This window comes from Humibacillus xanthopallidus (genome assembly GCF_006717145.1).
Taxonomy (GTDB): Bacteria; Actinomycetota; Actinomycetes; order Actinomycetales; family Dermatophilaceae; genus Humibacillus; species Humibacillus xanthopallidus.
On record NZ_VFQF01000003.1, the window covers coordinates 1 to 22742 of the forward strand.

At 72.4% G+C, this 22742-nt stretch carries 20 protein-coding genes; 6 read left to right on the plus strand and 14 right to left on the minus strand.

The genetic code is table 11. The features are described 5' to 3' along the window. On the minus strand, window positions 1-345 hold a 345-nt coding region (locus FHX52_RS18020), incomplete at its 3' end, for a hypothetical protein (protein ID WP_141823790.1). A 3-nt stretch (window positions 346-348) separates the two neighbouring features. Beyond that, complete coding sequence (locus tag FHX52_RS18025) at window positions 349-1155, minus strand: response regulator transcription factor (RefSeq protein WP_141823791.1); 807 nt, start codon at window positions 1153-1155, stop codon at window positions 349-351. A 91-nt stretch (window positions 1156-1246) separates the two neighbouring features. On the opposite strand from FHX52_RS18025, the gene FHX52_RS18030 reads away from it, so the two are divergent. Further along, entirely contained in the window at window positions 1247-1927 is a 681-nt protein-coding gene (locus FHX52_RS18030) for a PadR family transcriptional regulator (RefSeq protein WP_246070212.1), read from the plus strand. A gap of 3 nt (window positions 1928-1930) precedes the next feature. Continuing rightward, on the plus strand, window positions 1931-3022 hold the full coding sequence (locus FHX52_RS18035; RefSeq protein WP_141823792.1) for an inositol-3-phosphate synthase: 1092 nt from the start codon (window positions 1931-1933) through the stop codon (window positions 3020-3022). Window positions 3023-3112: 90 nt separating this feature from the next. On the opposite strand, the gene FHX52_RS18040 is transcribed toward FHX52_RS18035, so the two are convergent. After that, entirely contained in the window at window positions 3113-4471 is a 1359-nt protein-coding gene (locus tag FHX52_RS18040; protein WP_246070362.1) for a S8 family peptidase, read from the minus strand. Between the two features lie 401 nt (window positions 4472-4872). Here FHX52_RS18040 and FHX52_RS18045 point away from each other — a divergent pair, with 401 nt between their 5' ends. Beyond that, window positions 4873-7455, plus strand: coding sequence for a CHAT domain-containing protein (locus FHX52_RS18045; RefSeq protein ID WP_246070214.1), 2583 nt, complete (start codon window positions 4873-4875; stop codon window positions 7453-7455). Between the two features lie 125 nt (window positions 7456-7580). On the opposite strand, the gene FHX52_RS18050 is transcribed toward FHX52_RS18045, so the two are convergent. From FHX52_RS18050 to FHX52_RS18065, 4 genes are all read right to left on the minus strand, one after another. Continuing rightward, window positions 7581-8096 carry a carboxypeptidase regulatory-like domain-containing protein gene (locus FHX52_RS18050; RefSeq protein ID WP_246070216.1) on the minus strand — a complete coding sequence of 172 codons (516 nt, stop codon included), beginning with the start codon at window positions 8094-8096 and terminating at the stop codon, window positions 7581-7583. Beyond that, entirely contained in the window at window positions 8093-8677 is a 585-nt protein-coding gene (locus tag FHX52_RS18055; RefSeq protein ID WP_141823795.1) for an RNA polymerase sigma factor, read from the minus strand. Before FHX52_RS18055 ends, FHX52_RS18050 begins: the two co-directional genes overlap by 4 nt. Before the next feature lie 185 nt (window positions 8678-8862). Continuing rightward, complete coding sequence (locus FHX52_RS18060; protein ID WP_185747374.1) at window positions 8863-9795, minus strand: DUF4190 domain-containing protein; 933 nt, start codon at window positions 9793-9795, stop codon at window positions 8863-8865. Between the two features lie 92 nt (window positions 9796-9887). Then, complete coding sequence (locus FHX52_RS18065; RefSeq protein WP_185747375.1) at window positions 9888-10577, minus strand: DedA family protein; 690 nt, start codon at window positions 10575-10577, stop codon at window positions 9888-9890. Window positions 10578-10819: 242 nt separating this feature from the next. Between FHX52_RS18065 and FHX52_RS18070 the strand changes: the two genes are divergently transcribed. Then, window positions 10820-11458, plus strand: a complete 639-nt coding sequence (locus tag FHX52_RS18070; protein WP_141823797.1) for a peroxiredoxin — start codon at window positions 10820-10822, stop codon at window positions 11456-11458. 96 nt (window positions 11459-11554) lie between these two features. Here FHX52_RS18070 and FHX52_RS18075 read toward each other — a convergent pair whose 3' ends face one another. From FHX52_RS18075 to FHX52_RS18105, 7 genes are all read right to left on the minus strand, one after another. Further along, a complete protein-coding gene (locus tag FHX52_RS18075; protein WP_141823798.1) occupies window positions 11555-12211 on the minus strand; it encodes a class I SAM-dependent methyltransferase in 657 nt (218 codons plus the stop codon). A gap of 36 nt (window positions 12212-12247) precedes the next feature. Beyond that, window positions 12248-13315 (minus strand): threonine aldolase family protein, encoded by a 1068-nt coding sequence (locus tag FHX52_RS18080; RefSeq protein WP_141823799.1) that lies wholly within the window; start codon window positions 13313-13315, stop codon window positions 12248-12250. Window positions 13316-13443: 128 nt separating this feature from the next. Continuing rightward, on the minus strand, window positions 13444-14160 hold the full coding sequence (locus tag FHX52_RS18085; protein WP_141823800.1) for an SDR family oxidoreductase: 717 nt from the start codon (window positions 14158-14160) through the stop codon (window positions 13444-13446). After that, entirely contained in the window at window positions 14157-15518 is a 1362-nt protein-coding gene (locus tag FHX52_RS18090; RefSeq protein ID WP_425460125.1) for a DUF6421 family protein, read from the minus strand. The genes FHX52_RS18085 and FHX52_RS18090 overlap by 4 nt, the downstream gene beginning before the upstream one ends. 549 nt (window positions 15519-16067) lie before the next feature. Then, window positions 16068-16835, minus strand: a complete 768-nt coding sequence (locus FHX52_RS18095; RefSeq protein ID WP_141823801.1) for a PP2C family protein-serine/threonine phosphatase — start codon at window positions 16833-16835, stop codon at window positions 16068-16070. Between the two features lie 196 nt (window positions 16836-17031). Next, the gene (locus tag FHX52_RS18100) at window positions 17032-17994 is read right to left on the minus strand and encodes an aldo/keto reductase (RefSeq protein WP_141823802.1); all 963 of its coding nucleotides are present in this window, start codon (window positions 17992-17994) and stop codon (window positions 17032-17034) included. 75 nt (window positions 17995-18069) lie between these two features. Next, a complete protein-coding gene (locus tag FHX52_RS18105) occupies window positions 18070-19548 on the minus strand; it encodes a CCA tRNA nucleotidyltransferase (RefSeq protein WP_246070218.1) in 1479 nt (492 codons plus the stop codon). A 256-nt stretch (window positions 19549-19804) separates the two neighbouring features. Between FHX52_RS18105 and FHX52_RS18110 the strand changes: the two genes are divergently transcribed. Then, window positions 19805-20290: an NUDIX hydrolase gene (locus FHX52_RS18110; protein ID WP_141823804.1), complete on the plus strand. Its 486-nt coding sequence runs from the start codon at window positions 19805-19807 to the stop codon at window positions 20288-20290. Window positions 20291-20346: 56 nt separating this feature from the next. Beyond that, entirely contained in the window at window positions 20347-22701 is a 2355-nt protein-coding gene (locus FHX52_RS18115; protein ID WP_141823805.1) for a DUF6049 family protein, read from the plus strand. The last annotated feature ends 41 nt before the right edge of the window (window positions 22702-22742 follow it).

Sequence of the window (22742 nt, forward strand, 5' to 3'; positions counted from 1 at the left end):
CTCGCGGTCGGCAAGCCGGGTCACCTCGGCGAGGAGTCGCTGGCGACGCTGCACGTGCCACACCATGAGCGCGATGAGCAGCGACATGAGGGGGATCTCGGCCGTCTCCTGCCAGTCGATGGTCCCGTCGACGACCCGGTCGACGAGGATGGCGCCACTGACGACCGTGTAGAGGACGAGGCCCGTTGCCGTCACGACAGGGCGCCACGGCTCGAGCCCGTAGCACAGGGCGAAGGTCGCCCATGCCACGTGGTAGGGAACCGTCTCACTACCGGGGAGCAGCCACATGAGGCCGCAGGCAACCGTCGCCACGGCCCCCCACACCCAGAGCAGCGGGTTCCTCACCGGTCACTCCTCGAGCAGGCAGTACCCGACACGTCGAACCGTCTCGATCGGCGCCGCCGGCCCGAGCTTGGCTCGCAGGCGACCCACGCAGACCTCGACGAGGTTGCTGCCGGGGTCGAAGTCGAGGCCCCACACGTCGTGCAGCAGCTCTTCCCTGCGGCAGACCGCGCCGGCTCGTTGCATGAGGTGCGCGAGGAGCATGAACTCCCGCTCCGTCAGCGACACGTCGAGTCCGTCCAGCCGGGCCCGACGCCGGTCGAGGTCGAGTCGGAGCCCGCCCACCGTGACGTAGCGGTCGTCGCGCCCCGGAGCGCCCGACGGGAGGCTCCGACGAACGCGGGCGAGCAGCTCAGCGAGCGTGAAGGGCTTGGCGATGACGTCGACCGCCCCGCGCTCGAAGGCCTGGACCCGGGCTCCGACGTCCGTCACGCCGGAGAGGACGATGACCGCTGGGCGCTCATGGCGCTGACCCAGAGCCGACAGGACCATCATCCCGTTGCCGCCTGGCATGAGCAGATCGAGCAGGACGAGATCGACGCTCGCCGTGTCCATCAGCGCCAGTGCTCCAGACCCACTCGACGCCGTGATCACCGTGTGCCCCTCTGACGACAGTGATCGGCTCAACAGGCTGCGTATGCGTTCCTCATCGTCTACGACCATGACAGTGCTCATGGCAATCCCCTCCCCGAAGATTCTTGAGTATGCGCCGTTCCAGGCGGGTCGGGTGGGGAAAAGATGCAGGCTCATCGCCCCCTGGCCGCCATCGATCCGACATCTGCGGATGTTTCCGACGAAAGATCCTGCGGACATGACGAATTCCTGACGCGACGATGACAGAGCACTCGGCGGTCAGTGGAACCGCGATGTATCGCAGCGATACATCGCGGTGTAGGGTGAAGACGTGCCGAAGACCGACCGACCCCAGAGCCGCCGTGCTGCGCTGCTCGAGTTCGCGGTGCTCGGCCTGCTCCACGACGGACCGCTGCACGGCTACGAGCTGCGCAAGCGGCTCACCACCGCGCTCGGCATCTTCCGGGCCCTGTCCTACGGCTCGCTCTACCCCGCGCTCAAGCGGCTCGTCGACGCCGGCTGGATCCACGAGACCCAGGAGCCGGCCGCGACCGGCGGCAAGCGGCCCCGCATCACCTACGAGCTGACGGCCGACGGCAAGGAGCACTTCCAGGACCTCGTCGCCGCCAGCGGACCCGACGCCTGGGACGACGACGACTTCGACGTGCGCTTCGCCTTCTTCTCCCGCACGGAGGCGCAGGTCCGCCTGCGCATCCTCGAGGGGCGCCGCTCGCGGCTCGAGGAACGCCTCGCCAACATCCGCGACGCCTCGGCGCGCAACCGCGAGCGCATGGACGGCTACACCCTCGCCCTCCAGCAGCACGGTGAGGACGCGGCCGAGCGCGAGGTGCGCTGGCTCGAGGAGCTCATCGTCGCCGAGCGCCGCGCGGCCCTCGACCCGGGCCCCACGGCATACGACGACACCACGAGCGCAACCACCAGCGCCCACAACGGCACCAACAGCGGCACCACCAACGCCATCAACGGCACCACCACCACCAACAAGGAGTGATCCATGGGATCCGTACGCGTCGCCATCGTCGGCGTCGGCAACTGCGCGAGCTCGCTCGTGCAGGGCGTCGAGTACTACAAGGACGCCGATGCCACCACCGGCGTCCCCGGCCTCATGCACGTCAAGTTCGGCGACTACCACGTCTCTGACGTCGAGTTCGTCGCCGCGTTCGACGTCGACGACAAGAAGGTCGGCAAGGACCTCTCCGAGGCCATCAACGCCTCCGAGAACAACACGATCAAGATCGCCGACGTGCCCACCACGGGCGTCGAGGTCCAGCGCGGCCACACGCTCGACGGCCTCGGCAAGTACTACCGCCTGACGATCGACGAGTCGGCCGCCGAGCCGGTCGACGTCGTGCAGGTCCTCAAGGACCGCAAGGTCGACGTCCTCGTCTCCTACCTCCCGGTGGGCTCCGAGCAGGCCGACAAGTTCTACGCCCAGTGCGCCATCGACGCGAAGGTCGCCTTCGTCAACGCCCTGCCGGTCTTCATCGCCTCCGACCCCGAGTGGGCCGCGAAGTTCGAGGCCGCCGGCGTGCCGATCATCGGCGACGACATCAAGAGCCAGGTCGGCGCGACGATCACGCACCGCGTCATGGCCAAGCTCTTCGAGGACCGCGGCGTCGTGCTCGACCGGACGTACCAGCTCAACGTCGGCGGCAACATGGACTTCAAGAACATGCTCGAGCGCGAGCGCCTCGAGTCCAAGAAGGTCTCCAAGACGCAGGCCGTCACGTCGAACCTGACGGGACCGCTCTCCGGCCTCGTCGACAGCAAGAACGTCCACATCGGCCCGTCCGACTACGTCGCGTGGCTCGACGACCGCAAGTGGGCCTACGTGCGCCTCGAGGGTCGCGCCTTCGGCGACGTGCCGCTGAACCTCGAGTACAAGCTCGAGGTCTGGGACTCCCCCAACTCGGCCGGCATCATCATCGACGCCATCCGTGCAGCGAAGATCGCCAAGGACCGCGGCATCGGCGGCGCCCTGCTGTCCGCCTCGTCCTACCTCATGAAGTCCCCGCCGGAGCAGCGGCCCGACGACCTCGGCCGCGCCAAGCTCGAGGCCTTCATCGCGGGCACCGAGGAGCGCTGACCTTCCCGGTCATGCACTGACGAACGTCGGTATGCCGTGAGGCCCCCTTCCCGACGGAAGGGGGCCTCACGCGTACGGCGGGGGTGTCGGCTAGGGCCGGTCGGCGTCCCCGGGCTCGAGGGTCGCCAGGCCGAACGGGGCGTTCGCGGCCGCCTTGGCGCGCAGGGCGACCCAGGCGTCCCGCGCCGTCCAGACGGGATCGTCGCGCCAGGAGAGCCGGGCGGCGATGAGGCCGGCGACCAGCGGGGTCGAGAACGACGTGCCGCTCCACGTGGCCAGCCGGTGGGTGAACGTCACCGTGGTTCCCTTGGGCTTCGTCTCGAGATAGGTGTACTCGCCGTTCGGGTAGGCGTTGACGAGCTTGGCCCCGCGCGCGTAGACGTCGACCCACGTCCCGCGGTTGCTCCACTTGGCCAGCCTGCCGTCCTTCTTCAGGCCACCGACCGCGACCTTGATCGGCGGCTCGTCGGGCCGGGACCACGAGCTGCTCGCCGGAGTGAACGGACCCTGGTTGCCGTCGTTGCCCGCAGCGCAGACGAGCAGGGTCTTCGTGGGGCGCAGCACGTCCCCGAAGGCGTCGAGACTCATGGCCGCCTGCTCGGCGGCGCCGGCGGCCCGCTGGAGGTCGCCATCCGGGCGCGGTGAGCCGTCGGCCGGGGAGAGACCCGTCCCTGCCGACATGCTGATGATGTCCGGGTCCGTGTCGAGGACGTCCTGCAGGATCGGTGCCAGCTCGCTCTCGATGGTGCCGTACGTCGTGGGCCCCCACGAGTGGACGAACACGTCTGCGGCCGGAGCCATGGCACGGATGACACCCGCGACGAACATGCCGTGACCGCGGTAGTGACCGATCCGCATCTGCGCGGCGGGGTCGCCGGCCGGTGCCTCCGGCTCGGCGTCACCGGACACCCCGCGGAGCCAGTGCAGCGCTGGGAACTCGACCGGCACGTGGTCCTCGCTCGACCAGCCCGAGTCGATGACGGCCACGGTCACGCCGGCGCCGAGGGTGGGGTCCGCGTTGACGGACGGGTCGGGGCCGCCGGTCGCGGGGACCGGCTCCGTCGCCGGGCACCCGCTGTTCGACGTCAGGTGCACGACGCGGTCGAAGCTGGCCCTGCCCGGGCCGAGCTCCCGCTCGATGTGCACGAGAGCCGACTCCGCCGCGGTCAGCCTGTCGTCGGCCTCCGTCCACCGTTGCTCCGGCGGCAGTGCCACGACGGTGAGCCATTCAACGGAGCGAGGAAGTCGTGAGGCGAGCGGTTCCGCACTGAGGCCGAGGAGCCCGAGGACCTCAGTCAGATCCTCCCCGCGCACGAGGATGGTGTCGGTGCGATAGAGGAAGTCCGCCCCGGCAAGGTCGTTCGGGTCCGGGTAGGCCGTCACCAGCACCGGGTTCGACTCATCTCCCCGCAGAGCGGTGAGCTCCAGGCTCAGGCCGTCGATGATCATCTGCACCTGGTCCGCGTAGCGAGCACGTTGGACGTCGTTGGGTATCGATGGGCGCCACCATCGACGATGCGGGTCGTCCGGGACGCCCCGGCTGCGATAATCGGACTTGGACATGTCCACCTCCAGAAGGTCGTGGTTGGGTCATGAAGCCAGACGCGGCGTCGCGCGGTCGTGATACTCCGACCTCTGCGGCCCGTCGGCGAGCCCCCGCCCGCGGCGGCAGTCCGGTCCCTGGTCCCGGCCCGGTCGAGTCCCTGCTCCCTCTGGCACTATCCCAACCGTCCGAGGCCCTCGCGGGCGCATCGCTGATATTCGCCCATTCGTCCGATCCGACGGAGCTGTCGATCGCCCACCAGGCCGCGGCAATCGTCCACCGCGACCGGGGTGAGTCCGACGAGGCCGTGACGCACGGCTTCACGGCGCTGCGCCTCGCGCGCCGCGTCGACGCCGAGCGCCAGGGCGACGTGCTCGCCACGCTCGGCATCGTGCTGGCCTTCGCCGGCCGGACGGCCGACGGGCTGCGGCGCTTCGACGAGGCCGTGCCCCTCACCCCGGCGAGCAAGCTGCCGAGACTGCTCCACCGTCGGGCCCACGTGCTCCACATGCTCGCCCGCAACATCGAGGCGCTGGAGCAGCTCGCGCAGGCGATCGCCGGAAGCCACGCGCTGGGGGACACGCTGTGGGAAGGACGCTCGCTCAACACCCGCTGCGACGTGCACCTCGCCCTCGGCAACGTCGATGCGGCGGAGGCCGACGCCGTCCTCGCCGAGCGGCTCCTGACGAGCGTGGGGCAGGAGTTCGAGGCCGTGCAGGCGGTCCACAACCAGGGCCTCGCCGCCCACCTGCGCGGAGACATCCCCGCCGCGCTGACGCTGCTCGACCGGGCCGCCGAGCGCTACAGCGCTCTCGGCAACGTCCGTCACGACCTCATCATCGAGCGCACCCAGGTACTGCTCACCGCCGGGCTCATCGACGATGCCCGCGAGCTGTGCACCAGCACACTCGGGAGCACCGAGAGGGCACCGATCCGGCGGGCCGAGCTGCTCCTCACCCTCGCCCACGCCGCCCTCGCCCAGGGCGACGCCGAGGCGGCGGAGGCGAGCGCCACCGAGGCGATCCGGCTCTTCGACGCCCAGCTGCGGGTGGGGTGGGGCGACCGGGCGCGCCTGCTGAGGCTGCGGGCGCAGTACCTCGCCGAGCATCCCGACCTGCTGCCGTGGATGGTCGACTGGCTGGACCCGCCCGCCCGCTCGACCGAGGGCAGGGCGGCGCGGGCGAGACGGATGCTGCAGGACGCGAGCGCCCTCGTGGAGTCGATGCGCCACCACGCCGCGCCCGAGCTGCCCGTGGCCCTCCTGCTCCACGGTCGCATCGCCCAGGACGCGGGGCAGGCCGACGACACCCGGCGCAGCCTCGCCGCGGCGGCCTCCACCCGACACGCCGGTCCGCCTCTCGCACGGGCCGCCGGCTGGCTCGCCCAGGCGCTGCTCGCGCAGCAGCGCGGCGACCGCCGCTCCCTCTACCTCGCGTGTCGCCACGGGCTCGACGCAGTCGACGAGCACCGGAGCATCCTCGGTGACATCGAGCTGCGCGCCCTCGCGAGCGGTCACGGCATCGAGTTCACGCGCCTGGCCGTCGCCGACGCGGTCCGGGGTGCAGGCCCGCGGCAGCTGCTCTGGTGGACGGAACGCTGGCGGGCGGCCGCCCTCGACGGCTCGGTCCGCCAGCCGTCGGACGCTGCGCTCGCGCACGAGCTCGCCGCCCTGCGCGACGTGGCTCGCCGGCTCGAGTCGGCGAGCGACCCCGGCCCGGGTGCGCCCGCGCTGGTCCAGGAGCGCGATCGCCTCGAGACCTCGATCCGCCAGCGGTACCGACACCTTCGCGCCGTCGGTCCGGGTGCCTCGGGCGACCCACCCCTGCACGGCCCCGACCTGCCTGCGGTCCTCAGCGAGCTGGCCGAGCTCGACGCGCCCCGCGAGGCCGACGAACTCGACGGGCTCGATGCCCGCGAGGGAGGCGGCATCCTGCTCTACCTCGTCAACGACCGCGACACGCTCCACCTGCTCACCACCACCGGCGGCCGGGTCGTCCACAGCCCCGTGGGACCGCTGGCCGTCGCCCATCGCGAGGCGGAGTTCGCACGCTTCGCCCTGCGTCGGGCCGCTCACGGACGGCAGGTGGACCTTGCACGGCAGGGCCGCCTGCTGCAGGACGCTCTTCTGGGCGAGCGGCCGCCGGCCGCCGTGAGACGGCTTGCCGGCGACGGGACCGGGCGGCCCCGCCACGTCGTCATCGTGCCCCCCGCCCACCTGCTCACCGCACCGTGGGGGCTGCTCCCGCTCCTTCGCGACGCGGTCGTGACCGTCGCACCGTCGACGACGCAGTGGTTGCGCGCGCGCCGGCTCCGCTCGAGCGCGTCGGACTCAGCCAGGGCCGGACACGTCGCCCTGGTCACCGGTCCGGGACTCACGTCGCGCGAGGCCGAGGTGTCGACCCTGCACGCCTTCCACGACGGAGCCCGCGTGCTCTCCTCCGACCGGGCCACGGTCGCCGCCGCCGTGGCGGTGCTCGACGGCGCCGCCCTCGGCCACGTCGCCGCGCACGGCCACTTCCGCGCCGACGCGCCGCTCTTCTCGACGCTGACGCTCGCCGACGGACCGCTCACCGTGCACGACCTCCACGGGCTGCGCCGGCCGCCGCGATCGCTCGTCCTGTCGGCCTGCGACTCGGGCGGGGTCGCGCCCATCGGCGCCTACGAGGCCCTGGGTCTCGTGTCGAGCCTGCTCGGCATGGGCACGAGCGAGGTGATGGCGAGCGTCGTGCCGGTCAACGACTTCGCGACGCTTGCAGTCATGACCCGGGTCCACGAGAGCGCTGCTGCGGGCGCCACCCTCGCCGAAGGCCTGCTCGCTGCTCGGCGTGCCGCCGACGACGACCCCCTTCAGGCCGCGACGGCAGCATCGTTCACGACGTGGGGCGCCTGACCCAGCCGGTATGCCGCTCAGCCGGCCAAGCCACATACCCCCTGGGGTCACCCCAGCGCGTATGCCGCTCGGCCGGCCACGCGGCCTACCTTTCCCTGCCGGGGAGGTGGGCGGGCACCTCGGGCTCAGCCGATGTCGAACCACCCGGTCGACAGCCCCGGACCGTCGTCGCGTCGGACCACGATCCGCACGAGCCCCACGGGCAGGCGGGCGACGGTGAAGCGGCCCTCGAGCACCTCCGGCGCGCTCGAGGAGTCGGTGGTCTCGACCGTGACGGCGAGTCCTTCGAGTCCCGACGTGCCGGTGACTCCGGCTGACTCGGTGGCTGCGGCGGCCCCGGTCACTCCGATGACGCCAACGACCGACGCGAGACCCCCGCGAACGGTCACCTCGAGGTCGAGGGCCACGTCACCGTGCTCGAAGAAGTGCAGGTGGCTCGTCGCCGACGACGACCGGACGAGGCCTGCGTCGACGGGTCTCGAGACCAGCTGCATGAGCTCGTGGTCCGGGTCGCGGAAGCCGAAGGCCGCCTTGCCGAGCTCGACGACGTGCTCGGGCACGGGATCGACGGTTCGGGCGATGGCCCCCAGCCGCTCCAGCAGGGCGGCGTCCTGCGCGTCGAGCTCATCGGCAGGCATCATGACCGCCCCCTGGAGTCGAAGGTGTAGCCGGAGTCGCCCACGAGGGAGCGAAGCCGGTCGAGGCAACGCATCCGGGTCGGGCCGATCGAGCCGATCGGCATGCCGAGGGCCTCACCGACCGCGCGGTAGTTGGGGCGGTCGACCGCCATGAGGGCTCGAAGCAGGCGCTGGCACTGCTCAGAGAGCTGAGCGAAGCAGGTCCACAGCTCCGCGTCGCGCTCGTCGTCGAGCAGCGCGGTGTCGAGCTCGGCGGCCTCGGCATCGGCGAAGTCGACCCCCAGGTCATCGTGTCGGACCGGCACCTCACGACCGGTGCGGCGCAGCTTCGAGAGCGACTCGTAGCGGGCCGTCGTCGCGAGCCAGCCGGCGAGAGCCTCGGGCTCGCGGATGCCGTCCAGGTGGTCGACGAGACGTAGCCAGGTGTTCTGCACGACGTCGGCGGCGTCCTCCTGCCGGAGCCGGTGTGACCGGGCCACGCTCCACAGCAGGGACGAGAAGCGGACGACGATGGCGTTCCACGCCTCGGCATCGCCGTCGGACGCGGCAGCGACGAGTGCCGTGAGGCTCTCCGGGTCGCCCATGCCACGCCCCTCTCCGAAACGGTCAGTTTAGGGCTCACCCCCCACAGACGTGGCTGGATCGCAGCAGATACGTGCGGAGGTGCAAACGTGACCCGACACACCGAGCAGTCGTCAACCCAACGCGGTATGCCGCGTGGGGCTGACGACTGCTCGGTGTCTTTGCGCTCGGGCCGGGTCGAGCAGAGTTACTTGAGGGCCGAGCCGGTGGTCGTGCCGGTCGGAGCCTCGACGAGGCAGAGCACGGACCGGTCACCGCGCCACGTGTCGGCGTCGGGATAGATGTAGGACGGGTCGAGCTCGTCGTAGGCCTTGTCGGTCAGCAGCGGGTCGGCCTTGTCGGTGCAGTCCTGCTCGGCCTGCGACGTCACCTTGTCCTCGCCCGGGTAGGGCCCGTCGGGCAGCTGCACGATGGTCACCACCTGGCTCTCGTGCGGGGAGGTGCACGGGATCGCGGTGACGAGGTCGATCTGGTCCTTCTTGCCACCGGAGAAGCAGTCGCCCGCCTTGAGCTTGTCGACGAAGACCTGCGACTGGCCGGTGACCTGCCCCGACGCGCTGCGCTCCGGCTCGGCCGTCACTCCCGAGGCGATCGCGATGACGATGAAGGCCGTCCAGGCGAGCGTGCCGAGAGCCCCGAGGACGATCCCGGTGATCGCCATCCCGCGGCCGCGCTGAAAGCCGCCGCGCAGCTGGTGTAGGGCGACGACGCCGAGGACGATCGCGACCACCCCGACGAGGGGGATGACGGCGGCGATGCCGCAGCAGAGGGCCGCGACAGCCAGGGCGTTGCGGCCCGCGGGTCCCGTCGGCGCGAACGGCAGGCCGGGCTGGCCGGGCTGGCCGAACGGAGCCGGCTGGCCGAACGGAGCCGGCTGGCCGAACGGAGCCGGCTGGCCGAACTGGGCGGGCTGGCCGAACTGACCCTGCTGGCCAGGGAAGCCCGGCTGGCCCGGGAAGCCGGGGTGGTCGGGGTGAGGCTGCTGGCCGGCATACGGCGGCGGCATGATCGGCGGCGGCATGATCGGCGGCGGCACCGCGTCGGCCTCGGGATTGGGTCCCGGCTGCTGGCCGGGCGTGGGTTGCGGGGCCCCGCTGGGCGGGGGCAGGTCGACGGTCACGCCCGGGAGCATGACACGAGCGCGGGGTGCGTCGGGACGAAAGGGGACGCCGAGCGCGCAATCGTGACGTAACCGCGAGGGTCGGCGCGGGCTCAGGCGATCGGCGAGGTCTCGGAGGCGGGCTCGCGGGGCCCGCCGCGCTCGCCCTCGGCACCCTCGGCGCCCTCGGCCTCGCTGCGGTGGCGCCGCACCTGCCAGACGACGAGCGCGACGACGGCGATCACGGCGACCGCGACCGCGGCGCCGCGTCCGAGCCACGTCTCGACCCGCGCGTAGGACCGGCCGGCGAGGTAGCCCGCCGTCACGACGACGCTGCCCCACGCGATGCCGCCAGCGGCGTTCCAGGCGAGGAAGGTCGGGTAGTGCATCTTCGACATGCCCGCGAGCGCCGGCATGACCGCACGCAGGAACGCGGTCCAGCGACCGAGGAAGACGGCCGACCCGCCGCGACGGCCGAGGAAGTCCTGGGCCTGGTCGATGCGGGACCGGTGCCGGTCGAACGCGCGCAGCTGCACGACCCGCCCCCCGAGGTGGCGCCCGACCTCGAAGCCGACGCTGTCGCCGACGATCGCCGCGACGACCACGACGACGAGCACGACCGGTAGCGGCACGTGGCCGAGCGAGGCGGCCACCCCGCCGAGGAGGGCGACCGTCTCTCCGGGCACGACGAAGCCGACGAAGACGGCGTCCTCGAGGAAGACGATCCCTCCGACGACGAGGAGCACCAGCCACGTCGGGGCGCTCAGCACCTCACGGGTCACGGTGTCGATCAGGCCACTCACGAAGGGCTCCTCCTGGTCAGCGCCGGCGGCGCGCTCGGACCTCTCGAGTCTCTGTCGGCAGTCTGGGCGTCCGCTGGGAGCTCGCACCGGCGGCACCGTCCCGCCGCACAGGGCACCCGTCGCCCGCACGAACCGCCTCGAGCATCACAACATTTGGACACCCATAACGCGATGCATGGTCTTGTCGCGAGAATGAGCGCCTGCCGGGGCGTGACGTGCGCCCGACCGTGAGAGGACGAGCCATGGCAACACCGCGACTGGGCGAGATCGCCCCCGACTTCGAGGCCACGACGACCGAGGGCCCGATCAGCTTCCACGACTGGAAGGCCGGCAGCTGGGCCGTGCTCTTCAGCCACCCTGCCGACTTCACGCCGGTCTGCACGACCGAGCTCGGCCGCGTCGCCGCGCTCGAGGACGAGTGGGCCGCGCGCGGCGTCAAGGTGCTCGCCGTCTCGGTCGACCCCCTCGAGGACCACGAGAAGTGGAAGGGCGACATCGAGCAGGTCGGCGGCGCGACCGTCGGCTACCCGATCATCGCCGACGACTCGCGCCAGGTCTCCGAGGCCTACGACATGATCCACCCCGGCGAGGGCGACACCTCGGGCGTGCGGTCGGTCTTCATCATCGACCCGGCCAACAAGGTCCGCCTGTCGCTCACCTACCCCAAGAGCGTCGGCCGCAACTTCGACGAGATCCTTCGCGCCGTCGACGCCCTCCAGCTGACCGACAGCGGCCCCTTCTCCACGCCCGCCGACTGGCGCACGGGCCAGAAGGTCATCGTCGCGCCGACCGTGTCGACGGCTGACGCACGCGAGCGCTTCGGTGACGACGCCGTCGACGAGGTCACGCCCTACCTCCGCTTCACCAGCGCCCCGGCCTGAGCCTCGGCACCCGGGTGCGCACCTGTCGCAGGCGTGCACCCGGGTGTGCCGTCCGGCTCGCCCCGCGCCCTGGCGCGGTCTGTGGCGGGCTGCGTCTCAGGCGCGGCGGGCGAGGACGACGGCCTGGTCGTCGCGCTCGTCGGCCTTGGCGCGTCTCACGAGCCGCGCCACCTCGTGGGCGCCGGCGGCGGCCAGCCGGCCGGCGACGTCATCAGCGGTGTAGAGGTGGCGCTCGAGGCGGATGTCGTGGCCCAGTCGTCGGTAGGCGGGACCGACGTCACGCACGCCGGTGCCCGACTGGAAGCCGACGAGCAGATGCCCTCCGGGGCGCAGCACCCGCACCGCCTCGGCGAGCACGCGGTCGAGACCTGACGGCGGCGTGTGGATGATCGAGTACCACAGCATGACGCCCGCGAACTCGCCGTCACCGCAAGGCAGCTCGTCGAGCGAGCCGACGGCGAAGCGGAGGTCGGGGTGGTCGCGGCGCGCCATGGCCACCATCCCCGGGGAGAGGTCCACGCCGCATACCGACGCGCCGCGGGCAGCGACGTAGCCGCTCATCCGACCCGCCCCGCACCCGGCGTCGAGCACCGGAGCGGCGGCCGCGTCGCTCACCTCAGCCAGCACCGCGGCGACGAAGGCGTCGACCATCGCGAGGTCGAGCGTGGCCTCGGCACGCGTGTCGGGCAGCCGCTCGGCGTAGTCCTCGGCGACGGTGTCGTAGGCGCGGCGCACCGCGGCGTAGTCGGTCATCCCGCCGTCCGTGACGTCAGGCCCGAGCCGTCGGGCTCAGGACGTGGCCTCGAGGAGGCGCCGGAGCTCGGCGACGAAGGCGTCGACGTCGGCCTCGGTCGTGTCCCACGAGCACATCCAGCGGACCTCACCGGTGGCCGGGTTCCAGTCGTAGAAGCGGAAGCTCTCGCGCAGGGCGTCGGCCACCCCGCGGTCGAGCACGGCGAACACGGCGTTGGCCTCCACGGCCTGCGTGATGCGCACCCCGTCGAGACCCCCGACCCCTGCCGCGAGCCGAGCCGCCATGGCGTTGGCGTGGCCGGCCGAGCGCAGCCACAGGTCGGTGCCGTAGAGCGCGAGCAGCTGCGCGGACGTGAAGCGCATCTTGGAGGCCAGCTGCATCGACAGCTTGCGCACGTGCACGAGGCCGAGCGACGGGTCGGCGGCGAGCTCGGGGTTGACGACCACGACGGCCTCTGCGGCGAGCGCGCCGTTCTTCGTGCCGCCGAGGCTGAGCACGTCGACGCCGGCGTCACCCGTGAAGGCGGACAGGTCGGTGCCGAGGGTCGCGGCGGCGTTGGAGATGCGGGCTCCGTCGAGGTGGACGCGCATGCCCAGCGAGTGGGCGTGGTCGCTGATCGCGCGCACCTCGTCGGGGGTGTAGCAGGTGCCGAGCTCGGTCGTCTGGGTGATCGACACGACGAGCGGCTGGGCGCGGTGCTCGTCGCCGAAGCCCCAGGCCTGCCGGTCGATGAGCTCGGGGGTGAGCTTGCCGTCGGGCGTCGGCACGGTGAGCAGCTTGATGCTGCCCATCCGCTCGGGCGCGCCCCCCTCGTCGGTGTTGATGTGGGCGGTCTCGGAGCAGACGACGGCCCCCCAGCGCGGCAGCAGGGCCTGCAGCGCGACGACGTTGGCGCCTGTGCCGTTGAAGACCGGCCAGGTGACCGCGCCCGCCCCGACGTGACCGGCGATGACCTCCTGGAGCCGTTCCGTGTAGGCGTCGGCACCGTAGGCGACCTCGTGGCCGCCGTTGGCATCGGCCAGCGCGGCGAGCACCTCGGGGTGCAGCCCGGCGTAGTTGTCGGACGCGAAGCCGCGCCACTGGGGGTCGTGGAGCCTGGTCACGATGTCCTCACTCGGTCTCTCGGTCGGCTGATCACGGGTTGCGGGGGAATCCGGGCGGGTTGCTCTTTCGGACGAGACCCCGGCCACGGAGTGCTCTTTCGATGGGGACGTGCGCTCTGTCGATCGGGTCAGAGGTCGATGCGTGCGCCGTTGAGGGGCGCTGCATCGGTGTCGAGCAGCCCGACGAGCCAGTCTGCCACCTCGGCCGGCGCGGTCGCCGTGCGGCCGCTGCCGATCCACTTCACCACACCGATGACCGCCGCCGAGCCGGGGGTCGCGTCGTCGCCGGCGAACGAGTCCGCCATCGACCGCAGCCACGTCTCGGCGGCCGCCTTGGCGCTCGCGTAGGCGGCGTTGCCCGCGGCCGGCGTCGCCGCCGCTGCCGCACTGATGATCGCGACCCGGCCGTGCCCGCTGGCGAGCAGCGCGTCGTGCAGGGCGAGCGTCGCGTGGCGCAGCGTGTCGACGAGGTTGCCCGACAGCCAGCGCCAGTCGTCGTCGGTCGATGCCGTGAAGCTCGTGCCGCCGCGCCAGCCGCCCACGAGGTGGAAGAGGCCGTCGACGCTGCCGTATGCCGTCACGACCTCCTCGGCGAGCGCGCGCACCGCGTCGCCGTCGAGCAGGTCGCAGACCCGCGCGTCGAGGCGGTCGGCTGCGTCGCCGTCTGCGTCGGGTCCGCCGGTCAGCGCCTCGGAGAGCTCGCGCAGCGACTCGGGGTCACGGCCCACCGCGACGACCCGCTCGCCGTGGGCGAGCAGGGCTGCGCAGGTCGCGCGTCCGGTGGCCCCGGTCGCGCCCGTCACGACGACGACGCGCTGACCTGGCCGGACGGCATACCTGCTCATGCGGACGCGGCGGTGATGCCGGCGGTCGACTCGATGACGCCCTTCATCTTCTTCGAGAGGGCTTCATAGAACATCGAGAGCGGGAACTCGTCGGGCAGGACGGCGTCGGTCAGACCCTTGGGCGGGCCGTCGAGCGGCAGGGCGGAGAGGTCACCGGCCTGGTTGCGGGCCCACGCCGAGAGCGGGTGCGGTGTGAGGACCGAGGAGATGAGCGCGTAGGCAGCGAGCCAGTGCGCCATCTTGGGCCGGTCGATGGAGCGCCAGTAGAGCTCCTCGACGGCGCGACCGAGCTCGAGCACCGGCTCAGCCACGTCGGCCCAGTCGATCGAGAGGCGGTTGTCGGTCCAGTGCAGCACGCCGCGCTGGTGCAGCCACGCGAAGAGCAGCTGGCCGCCCAGACCGTCGTAGTTGCGGGTGCGGTCGCCCGTGATCGCGAAGCGGAAGATGCGGTCGAAGAGGACGGCATACTGCACCGACCGGGCGTAGGGGTGCCCGTCGGCCTCGAGCGCGACCGCCTCACGGAAGGCCGTGAGGTCGCAGCGCAGCTCTTCGAGGGAGTAGAGGAAGTACGGCATGCGCTGCTTGATCATGAACGGGTCGAAGGGCAGGTCGCCGTGCATGTGGGTGCGGTCGTGGATGAGGTCCCACATGACGAACGTGCGCTCGGCGAGCTCCTGGTCGGCGATGAGGCGCGCGGCGTCCGGCGGCAGCGTCAGGCGCGTCACGGCGGCGGCCTCGGTGACGACACGACGGAAGCGGGCCGCCTCGCGGTCGGCGAAGATGCCGCCCCACGTGAAGGCCGGCACCTCGCGCATGGCCACCGTCTCGGGGAAGAGGACCGCGGAGTTCGTGTCGTAGCCCGCCGTGAAGTCGAGGAAGCGGATCGGCAGGAAGAGCTTGTTGGAGTAGTCGCCCGCCTCGAGGTCGGCGATGAACTCGGGCCAGATCACCTCGAGGAGGACGGCCTCGACCTGACGGTTCGGGTTGCCGTTCTGGGTGTACATCGGGAAGACGACGAGGTGCGGCAGGCCGTCGACGCGGTGCTGGGCCGGCGCGAAGGCGACGATGGAGTCGTAGAAGTCAGGAACCTCGAAGCCGCCGTCGGCCCAGCGGCCGAAGTCCTTGACGAGCGCCTCGAGGTAGTCGGCGTCGTGCGTCAGGGAGGGCGCGAGGGCCTCGATGCCGGTGACGACGCGGCCGACGAGGGCGGCGGCGCGGGCGTGGTCGCCCGGCTCGGGCACGGAGCCGTCCGCGATCTGCAGGTCGCGCAGGTCGGTGACCGCAGCCTTGAGGTCGGCCCAGGCGGCGGTCTGCACGAGCGGGTGCACCGTGACGGCCTGGCGACGGGTGGGGCGCACGGCGACGTGGCAGACGGCGTTGTGCACGAGCTCGGCGAAGCTGCGGGCCGAGGCGTCGTCCGCCGTCGGGGCGAAGGGGAGGGTGACGGAGCGGCCGGTCGCGCTGCCGGTGACGACGAGGCCCTCGGACGGGCTGGCCGGGGTCAGCAGCGCGCGGTCGACGCGGGCGAAGAGGTCCTCGGCGGGCTCGCCATCGCTGCCAGACCCGGACGACACGGTGATGCCGTCGCGGTTGGTCTCGGCAGCCTGGCCGGCCTCGACCAGCACGTCGGCGAGCTCGGGCGCGTCGGTGACGACGCAGCCGCGGTGCGCGAGCGCCTCGCGCAGGCCGGGGGTGGTGGTGCGGACCGAGACGGTCGGGAAGATGCCCATCGCGTCGTCCTCCTTCAGGAACTTTGAGCGTGCGGATGTACTCCTACAGAAGAATCTACGGCCTGAGTGGCACTTGACGCCAATTCGTAGCGTCCGGGGCGGTCGGTGACGCAGAAAGGGTGGCCGTCCCGTCCGGGACGACCACCCTCACCTGCTCCGCGTCAGGCGGGGCGTCGTTCAGCTGCTCGCGGCGGTGGTGTCCTCGTCGAGGTCGCCCGGTGACCGCACGACGACGGCGGTCACGTTGTCTCGACCCCCTGCGTCGACGGCGGCCTTCACGAGGGCGTGGGCAGCGGCGTCGGCGTGCGCGTGCTCGGCGATGATCTGCTCGATGCGCTCGCGGGACAGCTCGTTGGACAGCCCGTCGGAGCAGATGACGAAGGTTTCGCCCGGGTGGGGCGGGAGGACCCAGGTGTCGACCGTCGCCATCGGCTCACGCCCCAGCGACCGGGTGACGATGTTGCGGGCGGGGTGCCGGGCGGCCTGCTCGGGCGTGATGAGGCCGCGCTCGACGAGCTCCCACACCTCCGAGTGGTCGGCCGTGACCTGGCTCAGCTCGCCGTCGATGCTCCGGTAGACCCGGGAGTCGCCGAGGTTGAAGACGGCCCAGTGACGCGAGCCGTCGACCGACACGACGGCCAGGCCCGCGACGGTCGTGCCCATCCCGGTCTGCTCGGGGTGCCGCTCGGCGGATGCGACGATGCGGCGGTTTGCCTCCTCGACCTGGGCTTCTATGTCTCGCACCTCGAGGACGTCGCGGTCGGCGAGCTCGACGAGCGCGTCGACCGCGATCCGGCTCGCCACCTCGCCCGCGGCATGGCCGCCCATCCCGTCTGCCACGACGTAGACGGTGCCGACGACGGCGGCGCTGTCCTCGTTGTGCTGACGCACCCGCCCGACATCGCTGGCCAGGCCCACCTCGACGGAGTGCACGGTGCTGCTCATGGGATCCTCTGGGTTCTGGGAGTCGCTCCTGCTCATGACGCTCAGGACGGCGCGGTCAGTCAACCATCGTGACCCGGTGCTGTCAGATCGGCGCCCGGGGTCAAGGCCTCCACCGAGCCTAGGTCGCTTCGGGGCCCTGCGCGATGGGGAGGACTCCACGTCGCGGCGCCCGCAGGGCTGTCGACAAGCCGTGCAGTCAGAAACGCTCGCGCAGGCTGTCGACGAGGGTGCGCCCCGCCGAGACGGGGGTGAAGGCCTGCGCCGCCGAGGTGAGCGCCTGCTGCTCGTCGGGCCGCAGCTCGAGGTCGGCCGCAGCGACGTTGAACTCGAGCTGCTCGACGCTCGAGGCGCCCGGGATGACGACGACCTGCGGCAGGCCGAGCAGCCACGCGAGCGCCACCTGGGCCGGCTTCGCGCCGTGGGCGTCGGCGACCTCCCGCACCACTGCAAGGAGCGGCTCGATGCGGCGCAGGTTCTCGGTGCCGAAGAGCGGGTTGGCCGCACGCACCCCGCTGGGACGGTGGTCGACGCCGTACTTCCCACCGAGCAGACCCTGGGCCAGCGGGCTGTAGGCGATGACGATGCGGTCCTCGCGCTCCGCGAAGGGCACGAGGTCCTCGAGCGGGGCGGGCGTCGCGAGCGAGAACTGCACCTGGTTGCTGACGACCGGCCGGCCCAGCGCGGCGTCGGCCTTGCGCCATCGCTCGAGGGAGTAGTTGGAGACGCCGACGGCGCCGATCCGGCCCTCGTCGAGCATCGGCGTCATGCCGCGCATGATGATGCTGTCGGGCACGAGCGGGTTGGGCTGGTGCACCTGGTAGAGCGGGATGCGGGGCAGCCGCAGCCGGGTCGCGCTCGCGTGCGCCCGGTTCCTCACGATCGGCGGGAACGGGGCGATCGGGAGGAGCTTGGTCGCCACGACGGCGGAGTGGCGGTCCTCGCCCAGCGCCTGCGACAAGATGCGCTCGCTACGGCCGAACGCATACGCCTCGGCGGTGTCGAAGAGCGTCACCCCGAGCGCAAGGGCGCGGCGCACGATGTCGCGGGCGGCGCGGTCGGCGTAGTCGTCGCCGTAGCCCCATTCGCGCGCACCGAACTGCCAGGTGCCGAGACCGACCCTGCTGACGAGGCCGAGGCCCGGGACATCGAGATATCTCATGACCCCACCATGCCCCTCAGGGCCGCCCCGGTCACGCCCCGGTCGCCCCCCGCCCACGCTGCAGTCAGGCTCGCGTCATTCGGAGCGGGCCGCCCACCACGCGAGGAGCCTGGCGCGGGCGGCGTCCTTGCCGATCAGCCCGTCGTCGAGGCGCACCGACAACAGGTAGCTGTAGGCCTGTCCGAGCACCGGCCCGGGCCTGATGCCGAGCGCCTCGGCGATCTCGTTGCCGTCGAGCTCGGGGCGCACCTTCCCGAGCTCCTCCTCGGCGGCGAGGCGCTCGATCCGCTTCTCGAGGTCGTCGTAGGCGCGGGAGAGCCGCTGGGCCTTGCGGACGTTGCGGGTCGTGCAGTCCGAGCGGGTGAGCCGGTGCAGCCGGGGCAGGAGCGGGCCGGCGTCGGTGGCATAGCGCCGCACGGCCGAGTCGGTCCACTGCCCGTCGCCGTAGCCGTGGAAGCGCAGGTGCAGCTCGACGAGCCGCGCGACCTGCTTCGTCGTGTCCTTGTCGAAGCGCATCGCCTTGAGCCGCTTGCTGACGAGCTTGGCGCCGACGAGCTCGTGGTGGTGGAAGGAGACGCCGCCGCCGGGCTCGAAGCGCCGCGTCGCCGGCTTGCCGATGTCGTGGAGCAGGGCGGCGAGGCGCAGCACGAGGTCGGGGCCGGGCACCGACTCGGGCGGGCCGTCGGGCGGGCCCTCGAGGTCGATGGCCTGCTCGAGCACGATGAGCGAGTGGTCGTAGACGTCCTTGTGCCGGTGGTGCTCGTCGACCTCGAGCCGCAGCGCAGGCAGCTCGGGCAGGAACACGTCGGCGAGGCCGGTGTCGACGAGCAGCGTGAGCCCGCCCCGCGGCTCGGGCGCGAGCAGCAGCTTGCTGAACTCCTCGCGCACCCGCTCGGCCGAGATCATCTCGAGCGTCGCGGCCCGCTCGGTCATCGCCGCGCGCACCTGCGGCGCGACCTCGAAACCGAGCTGGGCGCTGAAGCGCGCGGCCCGCATCATCCGCAACGGGTCGTCGGCGAAGGACTCCTCCGGCGCCGCCGGCGTCATGAGGCGCCGGGCGACGAGGTCGTCGAGGCCCCCGTGGACGTCGACGAACTCGAGGCTCGGCAGCCGGATCGCCATCGCGTTGACGGCGAAGTCGCGCCGCACGAGGTCGCCCTCCAGGGTGTCGCCGAACATCACCTCGGGCTTGCGTGACGTGCGGTCGTAGACGTCGGCCCGGTAGGTCGTGATCTCGAGCTGGAGCGGGCCCTTGCGCAGCCCGATCGTGCCGAAGTCTCGGCCGATGTCCCAGTGGGCGTCGGCCCAGCGGGCACCGATCTCGAGGATCTCGTCGGGCCGCGCGTCGGTCGTGAAGTCGAGGTCGGGCGAGACCCGGCCGAGGAAGGCGTCGCGCACCGGGCCGCCGACGAGGGCCAGCTCGTGCCCCGCGGCCGCGAAGAGCTCCCCGAGCTCGGTGAGCATCGGCAGCACCGGGGCTAGCCGAGCGACCGCCGCTTCGAGCAGGGGGCGGTGCGCCGTCGTGGCGGCGGGGCTGAGGGGTCGATCAGGCACCACGTCAGCCTAGGCGAGCGAGGGCACCCGCCGACCGACGTATGCCGCCGCGCCCGGTCGCGCGCGGACGGCTCGGCCCGCGCCCCTCACCACGCGACCGCGGTATGCCGCCGTGCCCCACCGGGTGCAGACGGCCGGACGGCGGTCGGACGGCGGGTGGCGCGGCATACGGGAGGGGGCCGGACGGCATACGGGAGGCGGCGTGGGAGGGTCGGGACGAAGGCGGCGACGGGGACAACCCGGTTATGGTGGCGAGGTGAGCGCGCAGCCCCTCCCCACCCCGGTGCAGGGGAGGCGTCTGCCCGCGGTCGAGGAGCGCTCCGCGGGGGGCATCGTCGTCGACGTCAAGGACGGTTGCGCCCTCATCGCCATCATCGCGCGACGCAACCGGGCGGGCCGCATCGAGTGGTGCCTGCCCAAGGGTCACGTGGAGCCGGGCGAGACGCTCGTCGAGACGGCAGCGCGCGAGGTCGCCGAGGAGACCGGCATCGTGGGGCGGGTGCTCGTCGAGCTCGGCACGATCGACTACTGGTTCGCGACGTCGACCAAGCGCGTGCACAAGTACGTCCACCACTACCTGCTCGAGGCCCTCGGCGGTGAGCTCTCTATCGAGAACGACCCCGACCACGAGGCCATCGACGTGGCCTGGATGCGCCTCGACGAGGTGCACCGCCGCCTGACCTTCCCCAACGAGCGTCGCATCGCGCAGACGGCTTGGAACCGGCTGGCAGGCACGGCGTGACCGGCGGGAGGTGGCGGCGTCCGGGCATACGGGGGCGCCGCGGGAGGACGCCTGTCGTGGTCGCCGCCCTCGTCGTCCTGATCGCCCTCCTCGGCCTGCCCCTCGGCAGGTCGGCTGGGGCGGTCGCGGACCCGGCTCTTCCGGACCTGTCCACCACGCCGTCTGCGCAGCTCCCGCCGGTGGTCTCGGCGGTCAAGCCCGACCGCACGAAGGCGCTCATCACACTGACGAAGGTCACTCCGACGGTCGTCAAGCCCGGCACCGACGTCACCATCACGGGCATCGTCACCGCCCCCCTGACCGGGCCGCTCACGGCCCCCACCGTGCAGGTGCGCCTCGGCTCGAGAGACATCACGACGCGCACAGCGCTCGACGACTGGGCGTCGGGGCGCACGACGAGCTCGGGGCGCCGGGTGGCCGAGACCACCCTCGCTGACGTGGCGGCGGGCGACGAGGCCCCCTTCACCGTCGTCGTGCCCGTCGCCGAGCTGCGCACCCCCGAGGCCTTCGCCGTGCTGCCGATCTCGGTCGAGGTCGAGCAGCAGGGGGCGTCGGCCCCGATCGGCATGACCCGCACCTTCCTCGCCTGGAACTCCCGCAAGGAGTTCGAGCCGATCCAGGTCGCCACCCTCATGCCGGTGACCCTCGACCCCGTCGTCGCGCTCTTCTCGCAGGAGCAGGCGGTGCGCGACGCGGCCTGGGCGAAGGTCATCGGTCCCGGCTCTCGCCTCAGCCGCCTCGTGGAGGGCACGAAGGGCTCGCGGGTGACCCTCGCCGTCGACCCCTCGGTCTTCGGCCCGGCCGTCGAGGGCGCCGGCGGGGCGGGCGGGTCGAGCGGGTCGAGCGGGTCGAGCGGGTCGAGCGGGTCCACGGGGTCCACGGGGTCCACGGGGTCCACCGGCACTCCGACGACCACGGCACCTTCGGGCACACCGGCCGCGACGCCCTCACCGTCGGGCACCCCTGCCGCCACGTCCGGCGGCGCAGGCGCGACGCCGTCGGCGACAGCGACCCCGGGCGCGGTCGGCACGGGCGCCGCAGCCGGGCCCGACGCCGTGGTGTCCGGCCTCGCCGACCAGCTGGCCGCCGCCCTGCGCGGCCACCCGGTCATCGCCCTGCCGTATGCCGATGCCGACGTCGCGGCGAGCGGTGCGATCAACCCTACCGACCCACCCGTGCGCACCCTGGTCGGGCGGTCGTCGCTCGTCGCCGAGGAGCTCGGCAGGGCGGCGAGGGGCGACATCGCCTGGCCGGTCGACGGCCTGCTGCCGAACGGCCGTGAGAAGCAGCTGAAGACGATCTGGGCGGGCTCGACCGTCAAGAAGCTCGCCGGCATCGTCGTCGACCAGCGCGCCATCAGTGCGGACTCCCCCTTCACCCCGACCGCGCGGCGGGTGGCCGCCGGCGGCACGCGCCTGCTCGGCTACGACTCCCGCCTCTCGGCCCAGCTGCCCAAGCGCAGCGACCCGACGCCGGTGCTCGCCACCCAGCGCTACCTCGCGGAGTCGCTCGTGCTGCTCGGTGAGCGGGGCGGCACGCCACGCTCGGCGCTCGTCGTCGCGCCGCGCACCTACGACACCGACCCGCGCGCGCTCTCCGCCTTCCTCGAGGCCACCTCGAGCGTGCCCTGGCTCGAGCCCGTCGACGCGACGAGCCTGCTCACGGACCGCGCCTCCGCGCGGGCCCTGGCCCAGCAGCGCCCGGCCCAGGCCCCGCCCTCGGCCGCTCCCGCCCCGACGCTGACGACCGCGCGCCTCGCCCAGATGTCGACCCAGCGGTCGACGATGCTCTCGGTCTCCGAGGTGCTCGCGAACGGCGCCGTGGTCGCCGCGACCTACGGCGAGCTGCTCGACGAGCTGACGAGCGCCCGCTGGCGCTGGAACCGGGCGGGCTGGACGACCCTCGGCACCTCCGTCTCTTCGGACATCACCGCCGCGACCCGGGCGATTCGCGTCGTCCCACGCAGCGTCAACCTGCTCGCCGAGCGCGGCACCCTCCAGGTCACGGTCGTCAACGGCCTCGACGACGTCGTCGAGGACATCCGGCTCGAGCTCGTGCCCAACAACCCACGGATCCAGATCATCGAGCAGCCGGGTCCGATCACGATCCAGCCCGGGTCGCGCGCCATCGTGCCGGTGCAGGTGGCAGCGGTCGCCGCGGGCAAGGTCGAGATCAACGCCTACCTCACGACGGCCGACGGCACCGTCATCGGCACCCCGGCGGCCATCCGCGTCCAGGCCAACCCGCTCGACTCGACGATCTACTGGGTCGGCGGCACGCTCGTCGGGCTCGTGCTCCTCGCCGGCATCGCGCGCACCGTCCTGCGCGGCACGTCGCGCATCGACGAGATCGAGGACATCGAGGCGGTCACCGCCGCACACGCCGCTGGCGAGGACATGGATCCGCGCTGATTCCGCCTAGGATGACGGGCAAACCCAGCGGCAGCGCTGGC

What these genes read in the sequence shown, in the direction of transcription:
- FHX52_RS18025 (WP_141823791.1), bottom strand. Translation starts at nt 1,155, where the DNA reads ATGTCCGCAGGATCTTTCGTCGGAAACATCCGCAGATGTCGGATCGAT.
- FHX52_RS18035 (WP_141823792.1), top strand. Translation starts at nt 1,931, where the DNA reads ATGGGATCCGTACGCGTCGCCATCGTCGGCGTCGGCAACTGCGCGAGC.
- FHX52_RS18040 (WP_246070362.1), bottom strand. Translation starts at nt 4,471, where the DNA reads ATGATCATCGACGGCCTGAGCCTGGAGCTCACCGCTCTGCGGGGAGAT.
- FHX52_RS18050 (WP_246070216.1), bottom strand. Translation starts at nt 8,096, where the DNA reads ATGATGCCTGCCGATGAGCTCGACGCGCAGGACGCCGCCCTGCTGGAG.
- FHX52_RS18055 (WP_141823795.1), bottom strand. Translation starts at nt 8,677, where the DNA reads ATGGGCGACCCGGAGAGCCTCACGGCACTCGTCGCTGCCGCGTCCGAC.
- FHX52_RS18070 (WP_141823797.1), top strand. Translation starts at nt 10,820, where the DNA reads ATGGCAACACCGCGACTGGGCGAGATCGCCCCCGACTTCGAGGCCACG.
- FHX52_RS18075 (WP_141823798.1), bottom strand. Translation starts at nt 12,211, where the DNA reads ATGACCGACTACGCCGCGGTGCGCCGCGCCTACGACACCGTCGCCGAG.
- FHX52_RS18085 (WP_141823800.1), bottom strand. Translation starts at nt 14,160, where the DNA reads ATGAGCAGGTATGCCGTCCGGCCAGGTCAGCGCGTCGTCGTCGTGACG.
- FHX52_RS18095 (WP_141823801.1), bottom strand. Translation starts at nt 16,835, where the DNA reads ATGAGCAGCACCGTGCACTCCGTCGAGGTGGGCCTGGCCAGCGATGTC.
- FHX52_RS18100 (WP_141823802.1), bottom strand. Translation starts at nt 17,994, where the DNA reads ATGAGATATCTCGATGTCCCGGGCCTCGGCCTCGTCAGCAGGGTCGGT.